Genomic DNA, 25,935 nt, shown 5'->3' with positions numbered 1-25,935 from the left:
CCCACTTCGTTGTTGCACTAGCCTAAAAGGGAATAACCATTTCTATGTTAATGCGCCTAGAATTGAACTGGCACAACGCCTCTGAAACGAGCATCTTCAGGTAGGATAGGTATAGATTAAGGCTGCTCACATGAAGTGAACAGCCTTTTTTATCGCTATATTTTAACCTCAATTTTCTAGTCTTACATTGTTATCATGTTTTAACTAGACAGCTGTCATCTGCCCAGTGTAGAGAATGAAGTTTCGCAGTAACAACACCCCTATCAAACTGAAGCTTGCCGTCACAGCAACATAGGCAAATTTCCTGTCCGACGACACTTTCATCCACAAATTAAACGCCAATGGTAGGGTTAATCCAACTCCTACTACCCCGGCCCAGAAAATCCAACCCCAAAAGCCCTCTCCAATAGCATTCAAGGCGGCAACCTGGCTTTGACCGCCAGATAAGATAAGCCCAGCAAAAAAGGTAAACAATAACGCGATCTCAACTAAGATCATTGGGATCTCGATGCGATGAATGAACCGCACCTCTACGCCGTTGGGATTACCACGCATTAATACGCCGCCAAGTAACGTCGCCGCAGCACCAGAGGACAAACCTGAAATGAGAAATAACAGGGGTAACACGGGGTTATTCAACAACGGAAAACCAATCAGTGCCGACAGTAAGAACCCCGTATAAGCACCAAGTGATAGCGACAAGATGACTAGCACACCGGTAATCACATCTTCATGCCGAGCCAACAGTGCCAATAGTTTGTTTAACAATGGCAATCGCTGTTTTAACCACTGCTGTATGGGGGTACTAAACACGCTACCAAGCCAGGCGAATAGCATCACTTGATATACCAGTAGCACCAGCACTCCCATCGACATCACTGATGAGGTGTTATAGAACACCAAGATTTTCCAGAACGCTAATGGCTTAGTCAGGTCAATAACCAAGATCCCTAAACCAGCACATACTGCTATAGGAGCAATAACAGCTGCGGCCTGCACAAAAGGCGATAAATAGGCTTTATCAGCTAACTTAAAGTGCTTAAGCATAATGGCAAAAAATACCGCCCCTGCCGATAGGCCTGCTAAAAACAGGTAAATAGCAATCGGCCAATGCCAAACTAATCCATCAAAATGAAATGCACTCATAACACTATCTCCCCATCAATCGTTCGCACATGGAATAGCTTTGGTCGAGTCCCTAAATCTACTTTATCTCGATAAGTGGGTTTAGATTTGAGTGTTTTCACTAATGCAGAAGCTGGATCTTTTAAGTTTCCAAACACCAGTGCATTTGTAGGGCATGCCAACACGCAAGCGGGCAACAAACCTTCACTTAATTGAGTTTGTTGACAGAAATCGCATTTATCGGCCACTCTGGTCTCAGGGTTGATAAAGCGTATTTGATATGGACAAGCTGCAATACAGTATTGGCAGCCTACACAGCGATCTTCATTAACTGCAACAATACCCGTTTCTTCATCAATATAAGCCGCACCTGTCGGGCATACTTTGACACAAGGCGCCGCTTCGCAGTGTTGGCAAGAGTGCCTACTAAAGCGATAACTTTGATTGGGATATTCACCAAAGGGTCCACTGCGCTCAATGTTGACCCGAGTCACGCCGTCGGGAACATGGTTCACCTGACGGCAAGCATCTTCACAAGCGTTACACCCTATACAAAGGTTTTCATCATGCACCATGGCATACTTGAGCTCACTGGCCTGCTCGGTGGTATTAGCCTGTGGGGTCTGGGTCACCGTATAAACCGACATTCCCGCAATAACACCACCACAACCTTTAAGAAAACGTCTCTTTGAATTGTCCACAGTACATCTCCTTATATATCAGTTCGATGACATTTAGCGCATGACTGGCTCAGCTCCGGGCCTAGCAGTTGTAATGCCGGGTCCATCTCAGGATGTAACTGATGACATTGGCCGCAAGAAACACCTTTGGCATGCACATTGTGAGTCCAGTTAGCGACTGCGAGTAGTTGATGATCATGACAAGCTAAGCATTGCTCTGCTTGTATTTTGATAGGGGTGCCACTTTTAGTGCCAAATGTAATAATTGCAGAACCTTTTCGAGGGTGCTTACCTTTTTCACCATGGCAATCTTCACAGGTTAGTGCCAACCCTTCGTTGGCATGCAACCCCAACATTTGACCATTACGTTTATGGCACTTTAAACAAGAACTATCGGCTATTGCCTTTGTCTCTTTGGCAAAAGAGTTACTTGGAAAGCTCACCCACAGTAAAACAAACCAAACAATATAGAGCAAAACAACGCCGTAACGGTTAGTAATCGACATCACAAAACCTTACACCGACAGGTGAATACAAAAGAGTTTAGGAGAGTGAGCGCCAAACTACATATTTGGCGCTAGGCTGGATTCAGTTGGACTATGTTATGCGGCGAGAGCGGTCTTTATTAACGCTTCATCGCAGCGCTTATTCTTATCTAACTTGATGAATTGCACACCAATATAGTCCAAACACTTCTCGACAAACTTAAGTTGTTCAGGCGAGCTTTCATCAGGGTTGCTAATCACTAACTTTACTGAAGAGGATTCATTATCGACAACAACATAATCAAGGTGACAATGCTCCATAAAATCTTGAACCTCTTCGTGATTCCTAACCGAATCGTCAATGTCAACCACATTGACTAGTGACGCACCATAGAGGACATCGTAACGCGTGCTTGCAATCACTTTAAGACTTTTTAAAAAGTGCATAGACTCTTTATCGAGTAGGTGTGGTTTAATGCTAATCTCAGCCCCAACCATCTCTACTTCACTTGATTTAAAAAACTTAATGCAGGTCATCACAAAAGTCACAATGACAAGAGGAACAATCAGGAATAAAACGAAGTACATAAAAGCATAACTAAATATTACGGTGGCGTTCATGATAAACCTCCAATGGTTTTACTTTATTTATTTAACCTTCGATATAATTATTACTCCGTCAAACAATACTTAGCAACAGATATAAAAATCAATTTGTACAATTTAAAACTGAGTCACAATATCAATTACCGACGTTAACAATTACAGATAATCAGAAAGTAGATATTAGATTATCAAAATATAGAAACCTATAAACCACATTTATGACAGTGAAAATAAAAAACCGTAACAACAGTGACTTACACAACAACAAGCATAGCAATTAGTTATTAAGAAATATAAATATAGGGTTTGAGAAAGTTTAACATATTTACTTCAATTATTGTTTTACCACAAGCAATATTTAATATATTGTTATTTTAAAGATTAGAGCTTGCAGGGGTATTAAACATGAAAAATATAACTCTTGATAATCTAGACATGCTCAGCATTAACATACTGGTTAATTTATACGAAGAGCATTCTGCAACTTTTGTTGCAAAAAAGATGAATATACCAGCACCAAAAGTAAGCCGCTGCTTACAAAATGCTAGAGCCATATTTAATAACCCGCTTTTTATTCGAAAGAAGCATGGTTTAATCCCTAATGAATTTACCCAACAGCTCTATCCCATCGCAAAAGAGCTACTGCAGTGCTCCGAACACCTGCAGCAACTATCCGCGCGTACCAATAACTTGAGCAGTAGTGAAATTAATATCTATGCCAGTGATATGCTAATACAACACCTTCCACAACAGTTGAGTAATGCGATCAATCAGTCAGATCTACCGATAAGCTATAAGCTGCACACTCAATCGATTAATGTTTGTAATGATATCAAAAATGGCGTCACTGATATCGCCATACTCACGGAATCAAATCAGCAGTTATTACAGTTTTATGCTGATGCCTTGGATATCGTCCCCTTGCAAAAGCTTAACCATATCTATCTCGTATGCGATCTACATCATCCCATTTTAAAACAAGAATTAGATATCGATACCATAGCTAGCTACCCCTACGTTACTGCTTATAACCTAGCAACGCCTACCTCAGTTGATCCCTTTATATTCTACTGCCAGCAGCATCATATCCACTGTCAACTTGCTGATATCGATAACGTTAAAGTCAGTACTGGTTTCCATGATTTATACCCACTACTGGCAGATAGCGAGAGCCTTGCGCTGCTGCCTTACAGTAAAATATATGAGCAAAGTAACTTACTACCAGGGCTACACGTTTGCTGTTTATCAGAGATGGAAACCAATCGACTCTATTTATCGCAGTCTCGTCCAACATTATATCTCGTGAGAGCGAAAGGCAGTCACTCAGACAATTTTAATCGCCTAGCCCAGGCTCTTAGCCAAATAGTAGCCCATAGCATGCATTAATATGACTTAGCCAGAATAGCTTTCTATTCTGGCAAGTTATTCAGGAATAGGAGGTTAGGCAGTGCATTCACTCGCCTCGATACACGCTCGCTGCTGACAGTCTGGATCGCACTCAAGTGCGGTACACGATTTATGAGTACAACATGTTGTGATAGGTTCTGGAGGGCTAATTGAGGTGGAGATGTTATCGTAATGATTTTGCATCTCCACTAATTTGTCACCTAATAAATTTCTTAAACAGTTAACCATCGAAGGAAGTACACTTTGATGGCTGTGTAGATAGTAACTGTCACTGGTTAATTCAGGTGTACTTCGCCACTCATCAGAAATATCGATAAAATCAACATCCTTCCTGTTTTCAAAATAATAGTAAGACATAGCTGATACCAAAACCCCCACGTCATCCGTCATGCTGACATGATCAACAACCATACGAACACTCGGGCACTTAAGCGCAACTTTAATATCGATATCCTTAGCTTGCGCATACTCCTCAATACGGTGCATCTGATGGCCTTGCAGGTTAGAGTTTACCAGCGCAATTTTATAGCCTAAGAGATCGGTAAGAGGTTGCGAAGACTTAAGGATTGGGTGACCTGTTTTGGCAACAATAAAGAAGTGAGTTATATCGCCAATCTTGCTGTCATTCACCATTGCGTGGTTAACGGGCTCAATAGAAATAGAGCAATCTATTTTGCCTTGGCATAAGCGTTGACTGACGGTTTCAGACCAGGGCTGCACATTGACATAAACCCCACCACCCACACAGCGACAGGATTGCTGAATACAATTAAGCACCATTAATGACCAATGTTCATTTGCCGCAAACGTCAACTCATAGGCTGTCTCTTTCTTAACTAATGTCGTGTCGATAATCTTATCAAACTGCTGCAATATTGTTTGTACCATGGGGGTAATTTTCAAGGCGACCTGATTCGGTTCAAAGCCGTATTTCTGCCTTATAAACAGCTCATCTCCCAAGACGTCTCGCAAGGTTGTTAGCGCACGACTCACCTTTGATTGGGTCGTTGTTAGCTTTTCGGCGACAGCACTGCCATTTTTTAGCTCAACTAAACCGATAAATACCTGCAAAGTGAAATAATCAAGCCGACTGACTTGTTTCAACATTAATCTGTCCTTCTGCTAACGATTGATATAGAAACGCAAACCCTTTGCCATAGGGTACTTTCGATACAACTCATCAGTAACCAAACGCCAATATATGAATTGCAACAACCCTTTTAACATCTCAATAAGACCAATACTGAGCGATTCGTCACATTGTAATGTGACACTAAGGTTTTTTATTTATCAAAGAGCATTCAGAAAAACATTGCAGCACGGTGCATTCATAACTAGAGCCATGACAAAAAGCCTGACGTGCAAATCAGGCTTTATTTAACTCCTTTAACTTTAACCGACATCTACAAGCATATCGTCTGTAAGCCCAGCTAATGCAGCCACTAATGCTGTTTTTAGCTGTGGGTTTCGCAGCTCCTGCTTTTCCATATCAAAGTTATCGAAAAAGCTTGGGATAGAAAGCGACCCTTTCACATCGGCAGCAAAATACGGCGCCGAGCCAGAGGCTGCTGCCAGTACAGTCGCTGCCCCGCCAGGTCCTGGCGAGGTCGCAAGCAATACCATAGGGGTATTCTGAAACACCTTCATGTCGATACGCGAGGTCCAGTCAAACAAATTTTTATATGCCGCAGTATATGAACCGTTATGTTCAGCAAAAGAGATAATAATCGCATCGGCTTCACCTAACTTAGCAAAAAACTGCTGTGCTAGCGCTGGCTGGCCCAAAAGCTCCTCTCTATCTTGGCTAAAGATCGGCATTTCGTAATCATTAATATCCAATATTTCAACGTCAGCACCGTCGACTAGAGAGGCTGCATACGTGGCAAGCTGCTTGTTGATTGACTTAGTGCTGTTACTGGCTGCAAAGGCTAATAGTTTCATATTCTGACTCTCTATTTTGTTAACTCTGCAGTTAAGCCTGCAGCAGATGTTGGTTTAAATTGCCGACATAATAATTAGTGAAAGACTAAGTTTTGAGCGACAACCCGATAGAGACAAGTGTATATTAGAATTCAAATGTAATTAATAACCTAAAAAGATAGAAACTATTTCCATATGACTATTAATAAGCTATTTGATGGTGTTGTGGTATTCGCTCAAGTCGTTAAGAGTGGTGGCTTCTCAGCAGCGGCCGAAGCCATGGGTCATTCAACGTCCTATATAAGTAAAGAGGTTAATAAACTCGAGGCTCGCCTCGGCGTTAGGCTACTCAACCGAACCACTCGCTCTATCGGCTTAACCCCCGAGGGAGAGGCGTATTATCAACAGTGTCAGCAATTAATCAGCGATGCGGAACTGGCAGTAGGCTTAATCACTCAACATGATGTCAGCCCTAGAGGAGTATTAAAACTAAGCTGCCCTGTTGGCTTTGCGCAAAATCATCTTAAACCTATTATTTCTGAATACCTACAGCGCTACCCTAACGTGAGCTTAGAGCTAGATTTAAGCGATAAGCGTACTGATGTCATTGCCGATGGTTACGACCTTGCTATTCGAGCATCGTCACAGCTTGATGAATCTAGCCTTATTTGTCGTAAGCTTTATAGCAGCAAAGCTTATACCGTGGCCTCAAAAGAGTATATTTCACGTCATGGCAAACCTTACCATCCACGTGAATTGGCTAATCACAATGGGATCTGTTATTCCAACCTGAAAATACCTAGCCGCTGGGACTATGTTGATAATGAGGGCAAGGCCTTCTTTGTTGATGTGCGCCCCAAGATCCTCTGTAATAATGGCCAGATGCAAATTGCACTGGTACTAGAAGGTCATGGCGTAGCAAGGCTACCCAGCTTCTATATGCAAGCAGAGTTGCAAAACAATCAATTAGAAGTGCTGTTTGATAACTTTCCAGCCGTCGACATTGATGTGTTTGTGATCTACCCCAGTAGAAAACACCTGTCGCCAAAGGTAAGAGCCTTTATCGATCTCGCCGCCGAGCGTTTGGGCTAGAGCCAGCCTTTAGCCCAGTTACAGTTACAGTTACAAAAATAAAGCCGCATCAGCGGCTTTATTTACTAACTATCTTATCTGGGCCATTATTTGTCAGGCATCGATAGCTCTTCCACCAACCGATATACTGTATAAGTCGTCGAATGAAAATTCTCAGACCAGGCTTTTAATGCAGCTCCCGCTTTAGCGTCATCCCCCATATGGGTTGCTAACGCTTGGGAGAATGACTTGTCAGGAGGCGTCATCTCAGCGTAATTTTTATAAGGGATCACTAAGCTAAGTCCACCTTTACCGCCAATAGAGTCAGCCCATGACCAAAAGTAAGGCCACTTCATCGCTTTGGCGTTATCACTTAGTAGCTTCTTACCCTCAGCTATCGATTTAACACTACCCATTTTCGCTTTATAATTTGTCACGGCAAAATATTTAAACTCTTTAGTGTCATCTGGCCAATGGCTGTTTTTCATATCGATACGACTATAAAAGTGCTCATAATGACCAACATGTTGCGCTACGTTTGCATACCAATCATCCAGTATTTTGTTATCGGTCTGCCATTGTAAATAGCCATCAACATCTTTCCATTTCGTGCAGCAGTAGCGAATAATATAACGCCCCATGCCTGTACCTATCGCAGGGCGATATACCTTCCAAGATCGAGTGTCACCTTTACTGGCGCGGTATTTAACATGTTTGCTAAACGCTGCTTCAAAGGCTACCTCTTGACCTGCTTTAGGCACCATTACCCAAACATCCGCAAGTGAGTCAGGCTTATGATGGGCAGCATTGGCTGAGTTCAATAAGGCCAGCATCAAAATACAACTGTATTTGAGTGTCTTTAATAGAATTTTTTTCATCTCTATAATCCTTTCAATGAGTGAGTCGCAATCACGTCAACATTACAGCTAGAGTAAATAAAATTGAGCGTATTAACGCTTGAGAGATACCAACATAATCACGCATAAAGCCTAGCAACTATTACTCAATTTGCGAGATATTGGTCGACTAATTCGAGGCTGACGCTGGCTTTGGTTATGATAGGTGCTGTGTCAGCCACCAATAATTCACTGCTATTTAGCTGCTCCTCACAGAGCATCTGCACCGAATGAACCACGCCGCTAAAACCAAGCAGCGATGAATGTTGTTAGTTCAAAAACCTTGAAGTCGCTAGCAAATCAATTTATTAATATTTATAAGAAAACTTTAAAACACTTACTTTAAAGTTAACGCTATCTATAATGAACACGACTTATCTCTTGCCTGCATTAGCTGGACTGAGTTTTCACTAATATAGAACTAGAATAATAATTGGACGGAACCAGTGCTAAAAAAAATTCTCACAGTGAGCAGCTCGACACAGATGTTAGTGGCCATGTTTGTGGGTTTCGCTGTTGGGCTATTCTTTGGTGAATCCGTTGGCTGGATGGACACCATAGGCACCAGTGTAATATTGCTGATGCAGATGACCGTTCTTCCTTATATCGTAGTCTCCCTCGTGGGTGGTATTGGTAAACTGCAAAAGAGCACCGCCAAGCTTATTTTCAGCCGTGCAGGACTCATCATGCTACTGCTCTGGGGCTTAGGGTTACTCACAGTGGCGCTAATGCCGCTCTCATTTCCTGTGGTTGAGTCAGCGTCTTTCTTCAGTACCAGCAGTATTGAGCCCGTGACACCTATCAACTATTTCAAACTCTATATCCCCGCAAATCCGTTCGAGTCGATGGCAGCAGGCTATGTGCCCGCGATGGTGGTTTTCAGTATTGCCATGGGGCTGGCACTAATTGGTATGCAAGGTGAGAACAAACAGCAAATCTTGGCCTTTATGCACACCAGTTCAGAGATATTTTCTCGCATCACTCAAGGCTTAGTCAAAGTCCTCCCGATTGGTATTTTTGCCATGTCAGCCTCAGCAGCTGGCACCATGGGTGTTGACGAATTTGCCAGTATGCAGGTGTATCTGATCAGCTACTTTGTACTCTGCTTGCTGCTGACATTTTGGATACTGCCGTGGATTGTTGCCTCTTTAACCCCTATCACTTTTGCGCAAGCGCTGCGGATCTCGAAAGCGAGCTTGGTGACTGCATTTGCCACCGGTAACATCTTTATTGTTATCCCAGTGATTGTAGAAGAGTGTAAGCAGATCATGCGTGAGCACGATAAACTGAGTGAAGATGGCGCCACCTTAATAGAGATTTTGGTGCCGATAGCGTTCACCTTCCCCAATATCGGTAAGCTAACCGTCATACTATTCGTGCTGTTTGCCGGTTGGTTTAATGGAACACCCGTTGATATCAGCAGCATTCCATCACTTTCAATAAGTGGTTTGCTGTCGCTATTTGGCAGTGTTTATGTCGCTATTCCCTTTATGCTGGATTTGGTCCAATTGCCATCTGATCTATTTCAGTTATTTGTAATGTCAGGCTTTATCACCGGTAAGTTTAACTCTATAGCGGCAGTAATGAACCTGTTTGTACTAACACTGCTTACAGCGGCATTGTTTGAAAAAAGCCTTAAGGTACGCCCGCCTCAATTGCTAAAAATGGGGTTCGGGATAGGCATCAGCCTTGTTTTAACCTTGGTAGTCTGTCGCGTTGGCATGGGGCTGTTTATCCATAGCCCCGAGACCACCAGCGGTGTAATTGCCAATATGCAGGTGGCTGATAAAGTGCCGACCAAAGTCAGTAAGCAGTTTCCTGTGATAGGTACCACCCCGCGTTCAGCAGTTGCCGGCATTCAAAAAATACGCAGCCGAGGCATACTACGAGTCGGCTATATTCCTAGCAATGTCCCCTTTAGTTACTACAACAATGCAGGTCATCTTGTCGGTTTCGATACTGCGATGGCAACAAAGCTCGCCGAAGATCTCAATGTTAAAGTTGAGTTTATTCCATTCAAGAAAAACAAACTGGCTCAAGCTTTAGATGCTGGTTTTTTCGATATTGCCATGTCTGGTTTAGCGATGGATATCGAGCAGATGGATGCACTCAGTTATGCAGATCCCGTGCTCGAATTAAACTTAGCGCTAGCGACCAAAGATCATTTAGTTAATAGCTTTAAAAGCACAGAAAAAATATTGCAAATGAGCGCTGTCACGATTGCTTATGTAGAACATAGTGACGTCATTGAGGATGCCCGTTTGCAAGCACCAAATATTAATTTTGTAAAAATAGACGGTTATAAAGACTTCTTCAGACAGAAAAAAGACAAGTATGATGCGGTAGTCATTAGCGCTCAAGCAGGCTCTGCTTGGACGCTATTCTTCCCCGGTTACGGCATTGCTCTGCTCGAGAGTAAGTCACGTTACCCGGTTGCCTACGCTGTAGCCCAGACAAATCAATCCTTGCTCAATTATGTCAATAACTGGCAGCGTCTACGCAAGGTCGACGGCCATCAAGATGAGATCTATAACTATTGGATGTTGGGTCAAGGCGCCGTTGAAAAACAGCCTCGCTGGTCGATTATTCGTGATGTACTGCACTGGGTGGAATAAGCTTATGCCTACAGAAAAAAGCGACTCAAGAGTGCGTGAAGCGTCAAGCCAAAGAGAATAGCAAAAATCACAGCAACAACATGATGGCTATAGCCAAAAAGCTTTCCAAAGAGGTGTTTTTACAGGTTGTTTCAAATTAATACCAATTCATCAATAGCGCCTAGGCTTACTATAACGTTAAAGGGTATTAAAGAAAATCGGCCACTTCCTTAGGGGTAAGGTAGCGCCACAGCCCTAGTTCTACATCCAACTTTAAACTCCCTATTTGTTCTCGATGCAGGCCATTGACTCGGTTGCCCACAGCTGCAAACATGCGCTTAACTTGGTGATAGCGACCTTCGGTGATTGTCAGCAGAACTTCGGTTTTAGTCACGATGTTAAGCTGAGCTGGCGCAGTAAGTTGTGATTCGTTTTGCAGTTGAACACCGGCTAAAAATTTTACAGCAACATTATCGTCAATAGGGTCGCGTAAAGTTACCCTGTAGGTTTTTGGGCATTGTTTTTCAGGTCTAATGATCTCAAATGACCAACGACCGTCATCGGTCAGCAGCACTAATCCTGAGGTATCTGCATCTAATCGACCAACAATATGCAGATCTTCTGCTCTATCTATATCGATGCAATGAAACAGGCTGGGGTAATCACCATCGACATTTGAGCTCAAGGTATTGAGTGGCTTGTGCAGCATAATATAGCGCGATGGCCGCGCGACTAACCGCTCACCCTTCCACACAACGCTGTTGTTTTCATGCACTTGGAATCTGGCTTCGGTAATGACCTGATCATTCACACTCACCGTGCCAAGCTCAATACACTCAGTGGCTGCTGCACGGGTTAACTCTGTACTTTTACACAAAAATTTATCAAGGCGCATTCGGCTGGAGCTCTTAATTAAAGGAGAAGCGACAACCTAACAGCCATCGGTAAAATAGGTAAGTGTGTAACGAGTCGCTGAGTTCCCCCCCGTACCTCCTGGCTCACTATAACGAAAAAAACAGGCCTCGCTGTCACTAGGAAGCGACTGCCCCAGCACTAAGTCGTAGCCTATTTGCACCCTGCTAGAGTTGCTTGAACTATCACAACCATTTCCAAAACAAACATTAATGGCGTCATCAAGCTCAACCATATCTAAGATACCTAAGCCGCTCTCGGGCCACGCTTCAGGGTAGCCGTACTTTAGCTCAAAGATACCCGCAGGGATCTCAACGTAAGGTGGATTGCTGGCTGAACTACGTGCTTGTGCGGCGCCTTCAATTTGGGCTTTTAAATAGGTTTCATCCGCGGCAAATACAATCGCGGCGCCAATCCCCTCCAACGCACTGATTTTGGCATCACGAGAAAAATTTATAAATTTTGGCGCAGCAATAACAGCAAGAATGCCCAAAATAATGATGACAACCACCAACTCTATCAGCGTAAATCCCTTTTCTCTGTCCATACAATGTCCCTTTAAGTGCCAGCGTATTATGAGCTTAAGGCTTATCTGCCTTATATGTTTATATTCTACCTGCAAATTTGGAAGAAATCTGCCAACTGGAGATGCTGCAGAGAACACACTGGCAGTTAAACAAATTCAGCACGTAAAGTGGCGACAACATACAAGGCCCTATGGCTATCTTTACAGGTTCAGCTATTATGCGATCACTATTTCAGGCACAATATAGCTCGCAAAAATAGCATATAAGAAAACACCTAATATATTGTCGTAAACGCTTAGGAACTCTACATGACGCAGCTTACCCTACTGACACCAGACGATTGGCACCTTCATTTCCGTGATGGAGACATGTTGCAAGAAACGGTACCAGCAACAGCAAGGTTATTTAATCGCGCTATCGTGATGCCAAATCTTTTACCTCCGATCACAGATGCAAAACTTGCCACTGCATATCGAGAGCGTATTTTGGCTGCTCGCCCAGCAGGTTCTAACTTTGAACCGTTAATGACGATTTTCCTGACCAACAATACGACAGAGCAAGACATCATCGATGCCAAAGCTGCGGGTATTGTTGCTGCAAAGCTTTATCCAGCAGGAGCGACGACCAACTCAGATGCAGCGGTAAAAGCATTAGATTCACTATTCCCGATTTTTGAAGCGATGGCCAAGCATGGTTTACTACTGCTGGTTCATGGTGAAGTGACCGAATCGCATATCGATATTTTCGACCGTGAAGCACTCTTCATTGAGCGCTACTTATCACGTATTGTTGATGCCTTTCCAAGCCTGAAAGTGGTGTTTGAACATATCACCACTAAAGAGGCTGCTGAGTTTGTTATGTCTGCGGCTGATAACGTTGCAGCCACCATTACCCCGCAGCATTTATTGCTTAACCGTAATGATCTGCTGGTCGGCGGCGTCCGCCCACATAACTTCTGTCTACCGGTTCTGAAACGCAGCACACACCAAGAGGCGCTACGCGCAGTGGTTGCTACTGGTTCTAGTAAGTTCTTCTTGGGTACTGACTCCGCGCCACACGAAAAGCACCGCAAAGAATCAGCATGTGGTTGTGCTGGTTGTTATAGCGCTTGGAGTGCATTGGAACTATACGCACAGGTATTTGACGACCTAGGTGTACTCGATAAGTTAGAAGGCTTTGCCAGTATCCATGGCCCAGACTTTTACGGTCTGCCGCGAAACACCAGTACAGTGACGCTGGTAAAAGAAACCTGGACTGTACCGTCAGAGATCATTCTGCCTAACGGTAATCCAATCGTACCTTTCTTTGCTGGTGAAGAGGTCAACTGGAAAGTAAAAACGCTCTAACCTCAGAAGAGTTAATATGAAAGCCCGCTGATAGCGGGCTTTTTTATGTTCAGTCAAAAGTCATACTCCGAGACAACATCAGTGAAACATACTCAGCTAAAGACAGCTTAATACTATTGGCGTACAGCCTCACTCCTTAGTATCGGTTTTAATCCCGAGATTGCAAACCACACACCTTTAGTTTGCTTCATTAGATCACTTAAATTTCAGGAGAGAAACATGAAGACGGGAATCGTACTGACAGGGATTTACTTATCCTCATTAGTGTTTTCTGCAACGGCAGCCATGCATCCGACTATCGAAAACAGTCTTATTGCAGTCTGTAAAGCGGCAACACAAGATAACTTATATAAGTTTAATCGCACTGTAAAAGAAAACAGAATCAATAAAAAAAATGTCTTTCCAAATTTAGTTTGTAATGGCCAACAATTTCATGATTTTGCATTGGCGCAAGGTTCAACAAAAGTAGCAGATAAAATAGCCCGCTACACTAGCGCTACCGACCTAGAGCAAGCCATAGCGTTGAACAGAACGGCTGATAACAGATACATCGTCACGTTTTAACGGCATTTCAGCTAAAGGCTACTGCGGTCTTTAGCGCCTCCCATACTTCAATGTTACTCTTTCCCCAGTGCCTCACCCAGAGGTTCAAAATAGGCAATTAAGGCTTGGAAGATCTGCTGCCGATGCTCAATTGTTGGGTAGCCACCCGCGTCAAAAAGTGCTGACTTTAATGTCTCATCCACCAGATACGGGTTACGAATACCGTCATGGGACTCGATACAGGACTCAAAAGCGCGCGCCATTAATTCGGTCGGTTTAGAAAAGTATTGGGTTCCATGTTGCTTATCAAGGGCAATCGCACGGCTAACATACTCATGCCCATCTTCACCATTTTCACTGAGCATACTCACTTCAAATACGCGCTCTAGCCGCAAATTAAGCGGATGAGTAATCGGCTTAACATCAGCTATCCAACTATGACTGGCAAAAGAGATTCTCTTCGGTGATGTATGAAATGATTTTGGGGCGATGTAGTGATCAAATGCATGCCAAAACTCATGGGCAAGCGCTCCAGCTCCAGCATTCTTGGCCAATGCCAATTCGCATCTATCTGGCGCATAATGCGCCTGCACTCCTTTTTGCCCACCACTACCAAATGCCAAATTGAGTGTCTGTCTAAGCCCCAGCGCTTTTGGCGGCAGCTTTAAGATAAAAGCCAAGTCTGCAAGAGAGTCAAAAATCAGGTTTGCCGCTTTATCGCGCTCAGCATTTTCAACCCACTTACCTAAGCGGATATGGCCTAAGCCAAACACCTCTTTGACATCAACAAAACTGACTTGCTCGTCAAAACGGTAATCAGGACCAATGCGGTTATAATTTCGGCTTTTTAACACAAATAAACTCTACTTTTTAACAGACTCAGTTAATTCAATGTTCATTATAAAGCGATCTCGCCGTGCTTATACCAATTACATATCAACTTATCACCCGCCCTAGCTTAGCCTTTAGATTAAACGTTATAATCACCCTATTAGTTTCATCATGACATAGGCCTAAACATGGCAAAAACTGCAGCTGCACTGCACATTTTGGTTAAGCATAAAGAGCTTGCTGAAGATATTATCAAGCAATTGAACAAAGGCGTTAAATTCGACGTGCTGGCCAAGAAGCATTCTAGCTGTCCGTCAGGTAAAAAAGGCGGTAGTTTAGGCGAGTTTAAAAGAGGTCAGATGGTGCCACAGTTCGATAAAGTCTGCTTTAGCGGCGAATTGATCACCCCACATTTAGTGAAAACTAAATTCGGTTGGCATGTGATTAAGATTTTGTATCGGACTTAGATCAGCCAACCAAGTTGCTGGCAATTATTACGTTACTAAAGTTTTGTATCGGACTTAGATCAGCCAACCAAGTTGCTGGCAATGATTACGTTACTAAGATTTTGTATCGGACATAGATCAGCCAACCAAGTTGCTGGCAATTATTACGTTACTAAGGTTTTGTATCGGACTTAGAACAGCCAACCAAGTTGCTGGCAATTATTACGTTACTAAGGTTTTGTATCGGACTTAGAACAGCCAACCAAGTTGCTGGCAATGATTACGTTACTAAAGTTTTGTATCGGACTTAGATCAGCCAACCAAGTTGCTGGCAATTATTACGTTACTAAGGTTTTGTATCGGACATAGATCAGCCAACCAAGTTGCTGGCAATTATTACGTTACTAAAGTTTTGTATCGGACTTAGGTTCCGGGCTCTAGGATTGAGTATTAGAGGTTCTAGGTTGATATATGATCAGAACATTCGGACATCCTGTCCAGCAGCAAGCAATTGGAACCGCTTTGGGCAGCAGCTAAAGCACTTATGCCCCAAAGTTAGTTGGCCTTCGAATGAAGACTGATTACATTTTTGATTGGTGTTGCCAAGCAACCTATTTGAACTTGTGGTCTCATGGCTATTAATCGCCTCCAGCGAGGTCTGTGCAGACACCGCTGAAGCACGCTTCAAGTACGTCCGTGTAAGCTCAACGAAAACATCCATGTTTTCGACGGCTTCAGCCGAATCTACACAAGGTAACAGGTGTTTCAATTTATCCCCTTGCGGTTTGATGCTTAACCCGGAAATGCCCCATTACGTGTTATCTCCAGTAATTTGTCCTATGCAACACTGGCCTCTTTGTAATACTTTTTCTCATCAGTCGGAAAGGTATGGGTTCCGTCTAGCGAAAACCTTTTAGTTAACCAATGCTTGTACTTTTATACAGTAGTATCGGTTTTGTGCGGTTAATCTCCAAATTTTGCCAAATCAGTTCACGGTTTGCTATTGAGTGAAAAGAAAAAGAGGCGTAAATTCAGTAAGATGTAAGTGTGCGTTCATGAAAAGTTCAGATAACCGGAAAGCAAAGTGTGCGACTCACTTTTCTCCCTAGGTGTATTGGATACAATCTTAAGCGTAAATGTTTAATAATCTGTTATTAATGAACTTTTCAGACTTTTTACTGTGCACGCTTTCTCAACATGGCTTGGCAAAACGCGCAAGCCGTATATACAAATGTTATACGGTAAGTAACGTAAAGCGCTCTTTGAGGTAGTATTTGATTTAAAGGCGGCAAAAGTCCGTCTTTCTACAGCATAAGAAAGCACGTGGTAAACACCATAAAATCTAACCAAAAACTTGACGTGTTCTACGCTTATTATTAGCACTTAAACTCTAAAGCGTTTAACGTAAGTGCTTTTGCTTGCAGGTAAACGCTTTAGAGTTAAAGTGCCTTTGGTAGTGTTGGGTGAGTTTTTTGCTTTTACTATGCTTTTCTGTGCATAATCAGTCTGTTGAAAGCCGAGTACTTGGTAAGGGTAGTTCCCCTTACCGTATAACAAGCTGTTCAACTAGGACAATGCTCTTCCCCCAGTTTAGTAGACACCTCTTCATCACTTTGAGGAGGCTAAAATGCCTAGATATACCCAACCAAGAAAGACTTGGTTTTACCCTGTAAAATTCAAAATCAAAGCAGTCCAGCTAAGCTTAAGAGACGATGTCATGTCTAAGGATGTTGCTCTGGCTCTTGATATTCACCCGTTAATGCTGAGTCGTTGGCGTAAAGAGTATAAAGAAGGTAAGTTTTCTAAAGCCTCTCGCTATCAAAGTAACAACGAAATTATGAGCAAGCTACCTACTAAAAGTGAGCTGAACACTCTCCAGAAGTTAAAGAAAGAAAACGAGCGACTTAAGCAGGAAAATGAATTGCTAAAAAAGTGGCAACGGTATCTGGCGGAAGTACATCAGAACGATTTGGATTCATCCAAAAGTTCGGAAAAACACTAGGCGTCAAATACCTATGTTCATGGCTAAAAGTCTCACGTAGTGGTTATTATGCTTGGTGTCATCGCCCTATATCTTCACGAGCAGTTTCTGATGCTAATTTGCTGATAAAGATTGAGCAAGTATTTAATGCCAATCACCAAACGTATGGTAGCCCCCGTGTATTTCATGCTCTTATAAAAGAAGGCGTTATTACCAGTGAAAAGCGAGTCGCTAGATTGATGCGAGAGAATGGCCTAAGGGCTCGAGCATTAAAGACTTACAGTAAACCAGCGAAAGTAAAGTTCTTCTACAAAGCCATTGAAAATAGGCGTAAAGATATGGCCAAAGCAACAGATATGAACCAGCAATGGTCTGGAGATATTACGTACTTAAAAGTAGGGGCTCGGTGGCATTATTTAGCTGTTGTCATCGACTTGTTTTCCCGCCGAGTAATAGGCTGGGCATTTGGGGAGAACAAAACAACTGAGTTGACTTTAAAGGCCTTGAAACTCGCAATAAAAAAGCGTAAACCCAGTGAGACTGTCCTTTTTCACACCGATAGAGGGGCAGAGTACAGAGCTCATGTGGTTCAGCAGTATTTAGCGTGTCACAACATTATAGCCAGCATGAACAGGCCTGGTTGTTGTACAGACAATGCTGAGGTTGAGTCTTTTTTTCATTCATTGAAAGCGGATGTGATCAGAGGGAACACATTTGCAACGAGCACTAAATTACATTCTAAGCTCAAAGGTTATTTAAACTATTTCTACAATAGACAGCGCCTACATTCGAGCTTAGGATATAAAACACCTGTTGAATTTGAGCAGAGATTATTTTGAAAATGGACGGTGTCTATTTTATCGGGTGAAGATCACAAAAAACAGTTGGTTTTTGCTCCTGCGTCGCTTATTTTAACCAACTATTTTTAGCCTGTTAACAAGGGCGTTATGTACCTAAGGAAAGCTATGTCATCTGATGATTGGTATAGAAATAATGAATGGAATGATGAAATAGAAACGCTGTTTTACGCGAAGTTAAAACGTGCTCGTACTCAACGAGATCAATATCTTGTTATTCAATCTTCATATTTAGCAAATTCATACCCTTTAATATCCTTACGCTTAATAAATAAATATTTTGAAACACGAACAGATAAATATGAAGATGTTCGCGCTTACTCTGCGCAAGCTCGAGCTTTTATGGCTATCGGTGAAATAGATAACTCAATGAAAGCTTATCGAGCTGTACTTAAACGAGAAGATGAATTTCCAAATCACCAGACAACAGTTTATGTCGATTACCCATATATTGTTGCGACTCAAGCAATAGAGAGTGAGTATTCCAATGTACTTTCGGTGCTTAATAAATATAAGAGCCGTCTAATGTTTTCGTTAGACAAATTCAAATGGCACGCATCAATTGCGCTAATAAATAATGACCCTAAGCATTCAAAATCAGCATTGGATGCTGCAGAAGTTAAACGCTCAGGAATTAGGTTTCACCAAGATGTTGGTCTTGTTGGTAACGAACATGTTAATGTAATCAAAGTGTTGTGCGAAATCGGTACATAACAAGCAAATCAACAAGGACTAAAAACAGCGCGCTTTTCGCTTCGCTCCATTTTAGCCCACTATTTTTAGCCCGTTATTTGGGCGTTAAATGCCGGAAGGAATTCGAGTGATTTCTAAGAAATGCCTATCAGAGAGTTTTGGTTGTAACGAATATCTTTCTGAATTCGAAGGCGGGTATTTTCATGAGGATAGTTACTTACAACTGATACTGCCTCTATCAATGGCAACTGTTAATCCAGAATTCCAGCATCTTGTAATTGGGCATGCTGGTACAGATGGCATTGAGTTTTGTTATAGAGCAAATTTCCCAGATATTTGGGCATTTTATCCAAGCGAATCTGCTTACCAAAAGGTGGCATCTAGCATCGGTCAACTAATTCAAGGCTGGGTAAATGGGTCAATTAGCGTATAGGCATTTAACAAGGCGCAGCAACGGACTGTCAAACCTGTCACTTTTTGTGCAGCTGCGCAGCACAAAAACCGCCAAGTTCGCAAGCCGCTGTGCGCGGCGTTATATTGCCGGAGAGTTATGCGCTATCTGCTAGTTCTAATCATGATTCCTTTTCTAGCTTTTGCTACTTCAGTATCAATGTCTACTCAAGTATTAACGAATAAGGAGGCTAGCAACTTTGGTATAAATAGGCTTGTTTCTGGAGAACAAGATAATTGGATTGTTTTGGTGTATCCACACCAATCAAACGATGGTCAAAAGTTAACAGAAATTATTGTAACCCTGAGTGAGTCAGGTGAACGTATAACTTCATTTCCTGCGCAAATTAGAAACTTTGAAGTAGCACCATGGAAACGTTTAGACTTAGTATTAGAAAAACATTCTAAGCGTATTATGCAAGTTGAAATCACTTACGGTTCAAAAAGCTATATTGTAGAGAATGTCATGGATTTACAGGCACTTGAATATGAGCAGTTTACACGGCAATATAACAAGCCAATCAAGCGGGACTAAAAACAGTTTGCTCGGTTTCGCTTCGCTACACATTTTAGCAAACAATTTTTAGCCCATTATTAGGGCGTTGGTATGACTCCCCACGTCAAGCAGAACATGACGATACCGGCCTAAATACTTAAGCCTTTATCTTTTCTTCTCATCCAAATTGGGATTGAGCTAACACAGTCGATGAAGCAAGTAATTTCGTCGGTTGTCATGCTGATATCCGTGGATTACTTATCTTTCAATAAGCAGCGCCTACCTTACATAATCCGTCGTGACACCTGTCTTCAGTCTATGTTCGTGGTTCAATACGGAGCTAACCGCATTGCCATCCTAACGCCCTCGGTGATCGTGTCACATCCGATGCTTGACCCACTGTATTAGCTCAAAATCGTTTATCATGCAGGTACTCTCGATAACCGTAGTTTGGGGTTAACTTTTGTCAGTACCACTTCTCGTGAAATAGCCCAAATATAAGCAATCATTTCTCTGGCAATGGCTGTCACGACTACGTTGTTATGTTTGCCCTTGTGCATGAGTTTTTGATATCGACGACATAGCCTTAACTGCGCTTGCCATGCGATATCAACAATATCTTTCGGTAAACCTTCTTGTCTTATTTGCATCTCGGTTGAGATCTTAGCGGGGTAGCGATAGGAGTGAGCCCCTTCGACTAATAACCGCCTTGCTCGACCATTGCCGCATTTCGTTATCGCACCCACATGCCGCTTGCCGCCACTCGAGTGCTCTGAAGGCACTAAGCCAACATAGCTCATTAACTTTCTAGGATGATCAAAGCGAGTTAGATCGCCTAACTCAGCAATGACCCCTGCTGCAACTAATAACCTCACTCCACGTAATGCTTGTATGGCTTTGACGACCGGATAGTAACGCCACTTTTTAACGTGATGTTCAAGTTCATTGTCTAGCCGTTTTAGCCTCGCGATCCGCTCTGAAATGGTTTGTAAGTATTCTTGCAAGACAATCTGTTGACTCGGGTGCGGCAATATCAGTTCAGTCAGCCAGCGTAAGTGCTTTAGCGACCAATTAGCAGTGCCTCTGTAGTTAATATTGTTTCTTAGCTGAAGCGCTTTAAGCTGGTATTTGGCGTCTTTTAAATCTTTCATCGCGGTCTCACGAGCACGAGATAAATCGCGGATAGCTTCATCTTCAGGCTCTGGAACATAAATCGCGGTAAGATCTTCCGACTTAAGCAGCTTTGCTAATTTAAGCGCATCACGTTTATCGGTTTTAATTTTCTCACCAGGCTTTTTGGGAATAAGTGAAGGGGCTATAACATAGCAACAGTGACCTAGGCTGGTAAGCAATCGGTAGATCCAGTAACCGCAGGGTCCTGCCTCATACACAAAGTGTAAGGTTGCTTCTGGATACTTAGATTGAAACTGCCTAGCCAGCTTAGTGATAGAGGCTTTCGCACTTGAAACTCGTCCAAAATGAACCGCTTGCGCTCCTCTTTGATCTTCAATATAAGCAACTTCTACAAATTCTTTATGTGTATCAAGGCCAATAAAAAGTATGTTATGTTTATTCATGCTGATCTCCGATTTAGTTTCTTTAACAAAACTATTATGGCTCTGGCTTTCAGCTAACCCACGATTGATTGGAGATCAGCATCTTTAGTGGGGAGTCATTATGTCTATGTTTTTCTCATTTATGGAGTACTGAGCAAGTATGAAATTCAATCAAAGAAGATTACTTGCGTTTATAATAGCTCCACTTGTTAATAGTTTTGTTTTTCTAATTTTTAGTGTTTTTTCAGGTGGTGCAAATAAGCTAAGTGAAGGAGTTTGGTTGTTTTTATTTACCGCTTTAATTTCATATATAGTTACTTTTTTTGCTGGGCTTCCTACTCATCTGATTCTTAATAAGTATAAATTTACAAAGTTAATTCATTATGTTTTTATTGGCAGTCTTATTTCATTATTGCCTATATCATATTTTGTAATTTATCCTATTTTTCCAGAAGTATTTCCGTTACTTAAGCCCCATATGATGCAAATTGCTTTATTTTTTAGTGTTGCTCAGGTAACTGTAATTAGTTTTTGGTTAATATCACGGCCGGATAAGTTAGACTTCAGAGTACAAAAAACATAACAAGCAATTTAATAGGACTAAAAACAGCGGACTGTTCGCTTCGCTCCATTTTAGCCCACTATTTTTAGCCCATTAATTGGGCGTTATCCGATTGCAATACTTTCCCTAATGCCAAAAGTCATTTTCAGAGCTTTTGCACTAACTCCCTTCTGCCCAGAAATGAGCTAGAAGCTACTCTGAACTCGCTGGCAGACCATCTGCTGTGGAACGTGCAAGCTTCTGAAAAAGGGATTTTTCAGCAGAGCCTACATGGAGGTATTCACGGCGGCTTGCAAAGGAACATAGTGGATGAGCTGCTTTCCATTATAAGTAGATGTTTTAGGTAATGGCACTAGATCCCGGCTCAGAAGCCTTGCCGGGATTACTCCCAATTATTCCCAAGTTGTTCTACTAAGCTATCTCATTTCTGTCCAGAAATGAGCTAGACGCTACTCTGAACTCGCTGGCAGACCATCTGCAGTGGAACGTGCAAGCTTCTGAAAAAGGGATTTTTCAGCAGAGCCTACATGGAGGTATTCACGGCGGCTTGCAAAGGAACATAGTGGATGGGCTGCTTTCCATTATAAGTAGATGTTTTAGGTAATGGCACTAGATCCCGGCTCAGAAGCCTTGCCGGGATGATTCCCAAGTTGTTCTGCTAAGCTATCTCATTTCTGTCCATTTCCAAGCTAGCCATGCTAATGGCTAGCGATACAAAAATGGCAATTATCGAATCGCTGATACTAGGTAATCGATCACTGCAGTATCGGGCGTCACTGTATGTTGCAGCCCAAATAGCGCTACTGGTTTTTCAAGCATGTTGCGCTCTACCATTTCACTGATAATGGCTAGGTCGAGTAAACCCGCTTTACCCACCAGTAAGTTATCCAATGGCATGGTTTTACTCAAATTAACTATATCTCTAAAGCCTTTTAAATAGAGGAAGTCTTTAGTAAAGCCACCACCACGATAGACGCGGGTGGTTAAGGTAAATGCCTGCTCTGTGGTTTGGCCATATTCACGCATGAGTGTCTGAAACGTCATTGAAAAATCACGTTGCGACAGCATTAAATTTACCGCTATCACTCGCATCGCTAGGGTCTTCAACCGATTCAAGGTTAAGTTTCCAGAGCAATACTCGCTGTAAATCGCCACGCCTTCTTGGGTGTGGGTATTACCCACTAAACCAAGAGACAGTACCCGTAGCGGCTGACGCCTAGCGTTAATCGTGGTCAACATATGCACGCCAAGCTCATGGTATGCAAATGCGATTAACTCTTTAGCGCTGAACATGGCATCTTTATTAATTAACAGAGTGCCCTTTTCATTGTTCACCATCGCTTTGGCGACGATGCGCGATGTTTTCTCTACTTTGCACTTAAGCCCCCACTCATCAGCCTGCTTTTGAAATGACTTAACCGCATGGTCAGCATCAAATATCGGCTGCTCATCATCGCCCACAATCGCTGGCGCGCGTAATAAGAACTCTGCATTGGCAATATCGTCTCTATCTGGCTGGCCATAATATTTCAGCGAGTTATAAACAAAATCGTCAGTGCCAATAGAGCAAAGTAGGTCAATCTTAGTCGCTAAGTTATCAATCACATGGCGATATAGCTGCTGAATATCGGCATCCATAACGTTTTCGACCGGTAACCTATACAGCTGCTCCCTAAACTGGTACGGATTCAAATTCAGCTGTTTGTAGTTAAACTCAGGTGCAACAGCACCTTTACGAGCCAAAAACTTTTTGCGCTCGCTAGCGATATTAATCGGATTAATATATTTCAGTGTCGCGACGTTATTGGCCAACTTAAATAAGCTCTTATCAAGCGACAAGATCTCCGGCGCTAACGTCGACGACAACAGATCAACATTTCGCACCGATTTCCGCTTACCAAAGCGGCGCATAAAATACGCTGCGGTTTCCGATATAGCTTGCTTAACCCCAGCTTTAAGCTCCTCTAAAACCAGTGGATACAGCTCACCCGTGGTTTCATCCATAAACACTTTTTTGACTTCGACAGGCAATACCAAGGTGTTGTCAAAGTGAGCATTAATATGCGCAATCAAGTAACCACGGCCTTGGAACACCTCATCAGTGGCAGCGCGTACCACTAAGTTCGGCAGTTCAATCTTATTAAGCTGCTTTTCGAAGTGATGACAAGTCGCCCCCCAGCGCTCAATATCAATCTGACTAGTGCCAATATTGAACGTAGGTGTATCAGCCTCTATGCGTTGATGGTTATAGGAGTGCATATCAAACACAATACTGTTTTTAAACTGCTGCTCTAACCTCGTTATTAGTGCCTCAAGTACATTATAAAAAGACTGATGTTTAGCATGGCTTTCGCTGCGCTGCTTTGGCGTTAGCGGCTTTTGCCAAACTTGCTTGTCCCACGCCGTTTTAAAATAGGTCGACAATGCTTTGGGGCGATTTAAGTCATATTCAAAGCGTGAGTCGTTGCCAATCATTACGATGGGAAAAGATGACAGTAGCTCATCTGTGTATGGGTCCTCCTCATAAAAGCGTTCAGGCTTAGTGAGTAAGAAGCTCTTTTTCAGATCCTCTCGCAGGCGGTGGCCATTGTGGATAGCCGTGCACACCACGGGTGAGTACTCATCAATCTTCACGATGAATGAGCCACCATCGACCTCAGCTTGAAAGCACTCGCCTTTGTTGATTAAAGCAATACACTCTTTTTCAGTTAATATGAGCATCGTCAATAGCCTTTCTAAACGCCGTTTTTCTGATGTTTAACGCCTCTTTGGCATTAACCACACTCTCAACAAAATCAATAACCTTCTTTTGCAACTTAACGTTGTTCAACTTGTTAATCCGCATGATGCCACCAGGGCTTTGCACGTTAACTTCAATCAACTTTTCGTTAATCACATCAATGCCGACAAAGAACAAGCCATCACGCACCAGCTTAGGGCCAATATGCTTACAAAGGGCTTTCTCTTTCTTGGTCAGCGTATGCTTGACCACACTGCCACCAGCATGAATGTTTGAACGCACTTCACCGGAAGCCGGAATACGTTTCATGGCACCAATGGGTTCGCCATTTAGCATTAGAATACGCACATCACCTTGCTCAGCACCTTCGACATACTCTTGCAAAATAACGTAATTTCCGCCCTTACCGCTGTTAATGTAGAACTCGAGCAACGAGTGAAAACTCTTTTGCGCCGCCTTCTCCACCAAGATAACGCCTTGGCCGCCATAGCCATCGAGTGGCTTCATAATCATCTTGTCGGTCTTTGACTCTCGCAGCACCTCCTCTAAATACTCAGGTGTTTTTGACACATGAGTCACCGGAATGAACTGGTTGGTTGGATCGTCAAACGATGCGGTATACAGCTTGTTGTTAGCAATTCGCAGACCATCAATATCGTTCATGATAAAAACATCATCACGCACTGAATCAAGGAAATTGAGTGCGATAGTGTCAAGCGGTGGATTGGCACGCATAATAATGCTGTCAAAACCCGCTAACGGTAAACGCAGGGTGTTAAACTGCGCTTTTTTATAAAATGAAACGATATTGTTAGGTACCGGCTGTTCCTTGCTAAACACACGGCAAAACGCACTCGCTTCACTGTCGCGCATGGTTAAATTGCTGGTAGTCGCTAGCGCAACAGTATGGCCGCGCGCAACGCACTCATGGATCAACCGAATAGTAGTATCGGTTTCAGGCTCGATGTTTTCCCATGGGTACATCAAAAATAAAATTTTCAAATGGATCTCTTAATAAAACGGAATGCTCTAAAGATCTTGGGCCAGGACTGGCTTGGGGAGGTGTAGAGTACTCAAAATAAACAACACAATAATTCGGCTTAAATCACCAGAATCAGACTATGACATCTATCTATCAATACAAGTTGAACTAGATAAGGCGGCGTAATTTACACCACTTTTTGAAAAACACAAATAAAAATATTCCGTGG

General features: G+C 42.7%; 24 protein-coding genes. 11 read left to right on the top strand and 13 right to left on the bottom strand.

All coding sequences use genetic code 11. The features are described 5' to 3' along the window. Positions 1 to 204 precede the first annotated feature (204 nt). From nrfD to JK628_RS04725, 4 genes are all read right to left on the bottom strand, one after another. A complete protein-coding gene (gene nrfD, locus JK628_RS04740; protein ID WP_202288139.1) occupies positions 205 to 1,146 on the bottom strand; it encodes a cytochrome c nitrite reductase subunit NrfD in 942 nt (313 codons plus the stop codon). Next, positions 1,143 to 1,826, bottom strand: a complete 684-nt coding sequence (locus JK628_RS04735) for a 4Fe-4S dicluster domain-containing protein (protein ID WP_202288138.1) — start codon at positions 1,824 to 1,826, stop codon at positions 1,143 to 1,145. Before JK628_RS04735 ends, nrfD begins: the two co-directional genes overlap by 4 nt. A gap of 11 nt (positions 1,827 to 1,837) precedes the next feature. Beyond that, a complete protein-coding gene (locus tag JK628_RS04730) occupies positions 1,838 to 2,311 on the bottom strand; it encodes a cytochrome c3 family protein (protein WP_202288137.1) in 474 nt (157 codons plus the stop codon). A gap of 96 nt (positions 2,312 to 2,407) precedes the next feature. Continuing rightward, entirely contained in the window at positions 2,408 to 2,911 is a 504-nt protein-coding gene (locus JK628_RS04725; RefSeq protein WP_202288136.1) for a DUF2726 domain-containing protein, read from the bottom strand. Positions 2,912 to 3,301: 390 nt separating this feature from the next. Here JK628_RS04725 and JK628_RS04720 point away from each other — a divergent pair, with 390 nt between their 5' ends. Beyond that, a complete protein-coding gene (locus JK628_RS04720; RefSeq protein WP_202288135.1) occupies positions 3,302 to 4,282 on the top strand; it encodes a LysR family transcriptional regulator in 981 nt (326 codons plus the stop codon). A 54-nt stretch (positions 4,283 to 4,336) separates the two neighbouring features. Here JK628_RS04720 and JK628_RS04715 read toward each other — a convergent pair whose 3' ends face one another. Then, positions 4,337 to 5,410: a LysR family transcriptional regulator gene (locus JK628_RS04715; RefSeq protein WP_202288133.1), complete on the bottom strand. Its 1,074-nt coding sequence runs from the start codon at positions 5,408 to 5,410 to the stop codon at positions 4,337 to 4,339. A gap of 285 nt (positions 5,411 to 5,695) precedes the next feature. Beyond that, on the bottom strand, positions 5,696 to 6,244 hold the full coding sequence (locus JK628_RS04710) for an NADPH-dependent FMN reductase (RefSeq protein ID WP_202288131.1): 549 nt from the start codon (positions 6,242 to 6,244) through the stop codon (positions 5,696 to 5,698). Positions 6,245 to 6,418: 174 nt separating this feature from the next. Between JK628_RS04710 and JK628_RS04705 the strand changes: the two genes are divergently transcribed. Beyond that, on the top strand, positions 6,419 to 7,315 hold the full coding sequence (locus JK628_RS04705; protein ID WP_202288129.1) for a LysR family transcriptional regulator: 897 nt from the start codon (positions 6,419 to 6,421) through the stop codon (positions 7,313 to 7,315). Positions 7,316 to 7,401: 86 nt separating this feature from the next. Here the strand turns inward: JK628_RS04705 and JK628_RS04700 are convergent, their stop codons facing one another. Then, positions 7,402 to 8,172, bottom strand: coding sequence for a hypothetical protein (locus JK628_RS04700; RefSeq protein ID WP_202288127.1), 771 nt, complete (start codon positions 8,170 to 8,172; stop codon positions 7,402 to 7,404). A gap of 464 nt (positions 8,173 to 8,636) precedes the next feature. Here JK628_RS04700 and JK628_RS04695 point away from each other — a divergent pair, with 464 nt between their 5' ends. Then, positions 8,637 to 10,805, top strand: coding sequence for a cation:dicarboxylate symporter family transporter (locus JK628_RS04695; RefSeq protein WP_202288125.1), 2,169 nt, complete (start codon positions 8,637 to 8,639; stop codon positions 10,803 to 10,805). A 187-nt stretch (positions 10,806 to 10,992) separates the two neighbouring features. On the opposite strand, the gene JK628_RS04690 is transcribed toward JK628_RS04695, so the two are convergent. Then, positions 10,993 to 11,679: a pseudouridine synthase gene (locus JK628_RS04690; protein WP_202288123.1), complete on the bottom strand. Its 687-nt coding sequence runs from the start codon at positions 11,677 to 11,679 to the stop codon at positions 10,993 to 10,995. A 36-nt stretch (positions 11,680 to 11,715) separates the two neighbouring features. Continuing rightward, positions 11,716 to 12,243, bottom strand: coding sequence for a type II secretion system protein (locus JK628_RS23440; RefSeq protein ID WP_272931645.1), 528 nt, complete (start codon positions 12,241 to 12,243; stop codon positions 11,716 to 11,718). 288 nt (positions 12,244 to 12,531) lie between these two features. On the opposite strand from JK628_RS23440, the gene pyrC reads away from it, so the two are divergent. After that, entirely contained in the window at positions 12,532 to 13,569 is a 1,038-nt protein-coding gene (gene pyrC / locus JK628_RS04680; RefSeq protein WP_202288121.1) for a dihydroorotase, read from the top strand. A gap of 219 nt (positions 13,570 to 13,788) precedes the next feature. Next, positions 13,789 to 14,133: a DUF3718 domain-containing protein gene (locus tag JK628_RS04675; protein ID WP_202288119.1), complete on the top strand. Its 345-nt coding sequence runs from the start codon at positions 13,789 to 13,791 to the stop codon at positions 14,131 to 14,133. A gap of 53 nt (positions 14,134 to 14,186) precedes the next feature. On the opposite strand, the gene JK628_RS04670 is transcribed toward JK628_RS04675, so the two are convergent. Next, complete coding sequence (locus tag JK628_RS04670; protein ID WP_202288117.1) at positions 14,187 to 14,966, bottom strand: CLCA_X family protein; 780 nt, start codon at positions 14,964 to 14,966, stop codon at positions 14,187 to 14,189. A 165-nt stretch (positions 14,967 to 15,131) separates the two neighbouring features. On the opposite strand from JK628_RS04670, the gene ppiC reads away from it, so the two are divergent. From ppiC to JK628_RS04645, 5 genes are all read left to right on the top strand, one after another. Beyond that, complete coding sequence (gene ppiC, locus JK628_RS04665; RefSeq protein WP_202288115.1) at positions 15,132 to 15,410, top strand: peptidylprolyl isomerase PpiC; 279 nt, start codon at positions 15,132 to 15,134, stop codon at positions 15,408 to 15,410. A gap of 1,606 nt (positions 15,411 to 17,016) precedes the next feature. After that, positions 17,017 to 18,209, top strand: a protein-coding gene (locus JK628_RS04660; protein ID WP_202285272.1) for an IS3 family transposase whose coding sequence is annotated in 2 segments (ribosomal slippage) — positions 17,017 to 17,322 and positions 17,325 to 18,209 — 1,191 coding nt in all. Because the reading frame shifts where the segments join, the coding sequence is not laid out codon by codon here. 126 nt (positions 18,210 to 18,335) lie between these two features. After that, positions 18,336 to 18,941 (top strand): hypothetical protein, encoded by a 606-nt coding sequence (locus tag JK628_RS04655; protein ID WP_202288113.1) that lies wholly within the window; start codon positions 18,336 to 18,338, stop codon positions 18,939 to 18,941. A gap of 88 nt (positions 18,942 to 19,029) precedes the next feature. After that, positions 19,030 to 19,353 (top strand): hypothetical protein, encoded by a 324-nt coding sequence (locus JK628_RS04650; protein ID WP_202288111.1) that lies wholly within the window; start codon positions 19,030 to 19,032, stop codon positions 19,351 to 19,353. Positions 19,354 to 19,470: 117 nt separating this feature from the next. After that, on the top strand, positions 19,471 to 19,905 hold the full coding sequence (locus JK628_RS04645) for a hypothetical protein (protein ID WP_202288109.1): 435 nt from the start codon (positions 19,471 to 19,473) through the stop codon (positions 19,903 to 19,905). 383 nt (positions 19,906 to 20,288) lie between these two features. Here the strand turns inward: JK628_RS04645 and JK628_RS04640 are convergent, their stop codons facing one another. Beyond that, positions 20,289 to 21,443, bottom strand: coding sequence for an IS110 family transposase (locus JK628_RS04640; RefSeq protein WP_202288107.1), 1,155 nt, complete (start codon positions 21,441 to 21,443; stop codon positions 20,289 to 20,291). A 139-nt stretch (positions 21,444 to 21,582) separates the two neighbouring features. Between JK628_RS04640 and JK628_RS04635 the strand changes: the two genes are divergently transcribed. Then, positions 21,583 to 22,005, top strand: coding sequence for a hypothetical protein (locus JK628_RS04635; RefSeq protein ID WP_202288105.1), 423 nt, complete (start codon positions 21,583 to 21,585; stop codon positions 22,003 to 22,005). 705 nt (positions 22,006 to 22,710) lie between these two features. Here the strand turns inward: JK628_RS04635 and JK628_RS04630 are convergent. Both JK628_RS04630 and gshB read right to left on the bottom strand, forming a co-directional pair. After that, positions 22,711 to 24,705 (bottom strand): flavohemoglobin expression-modulating QEGLA motif protein, encoded by a 1,995-nt coding sequence (locus tag JK628_RS04630; protein ID WP_202288104.1) that lies wholly within the window; start codon positions 24,703 to 24,705, stop codon positions 22,711 to 22,713. Further along, complete coding sequence (gene gshB / locus JK628_RS04625) at positions 24,689 to 25,726, bottom strand: glutathione synthase (protein ID WP_202288102.1); 1,038 nt, start codon at positions 25,724 to 25,726, stop codon at positions 24,689 to 24,691. The genes JK628_RS04630 and gshB overlap by 17 nt, the downstream gene beginning before the upstream one ends. Positions 25,727 to 25,935 lie beyond the last annotated feature (209 nt).

The organism is Shewanella sp. KX20019 (genome assembly GCF_016757755.1).
In the GTDB taxonomy this organism is placed as follows: Bacteria; Pseudomonadota; Gammaproteobacteria; order Enterobacterales; family Shewanellaceae; genus Shewanella.
The sequence above is the reverse complement of the archived record's forward strand: the minus strand, read 5'-3'. Positions and strand labels throughout refer to the sequence as shown.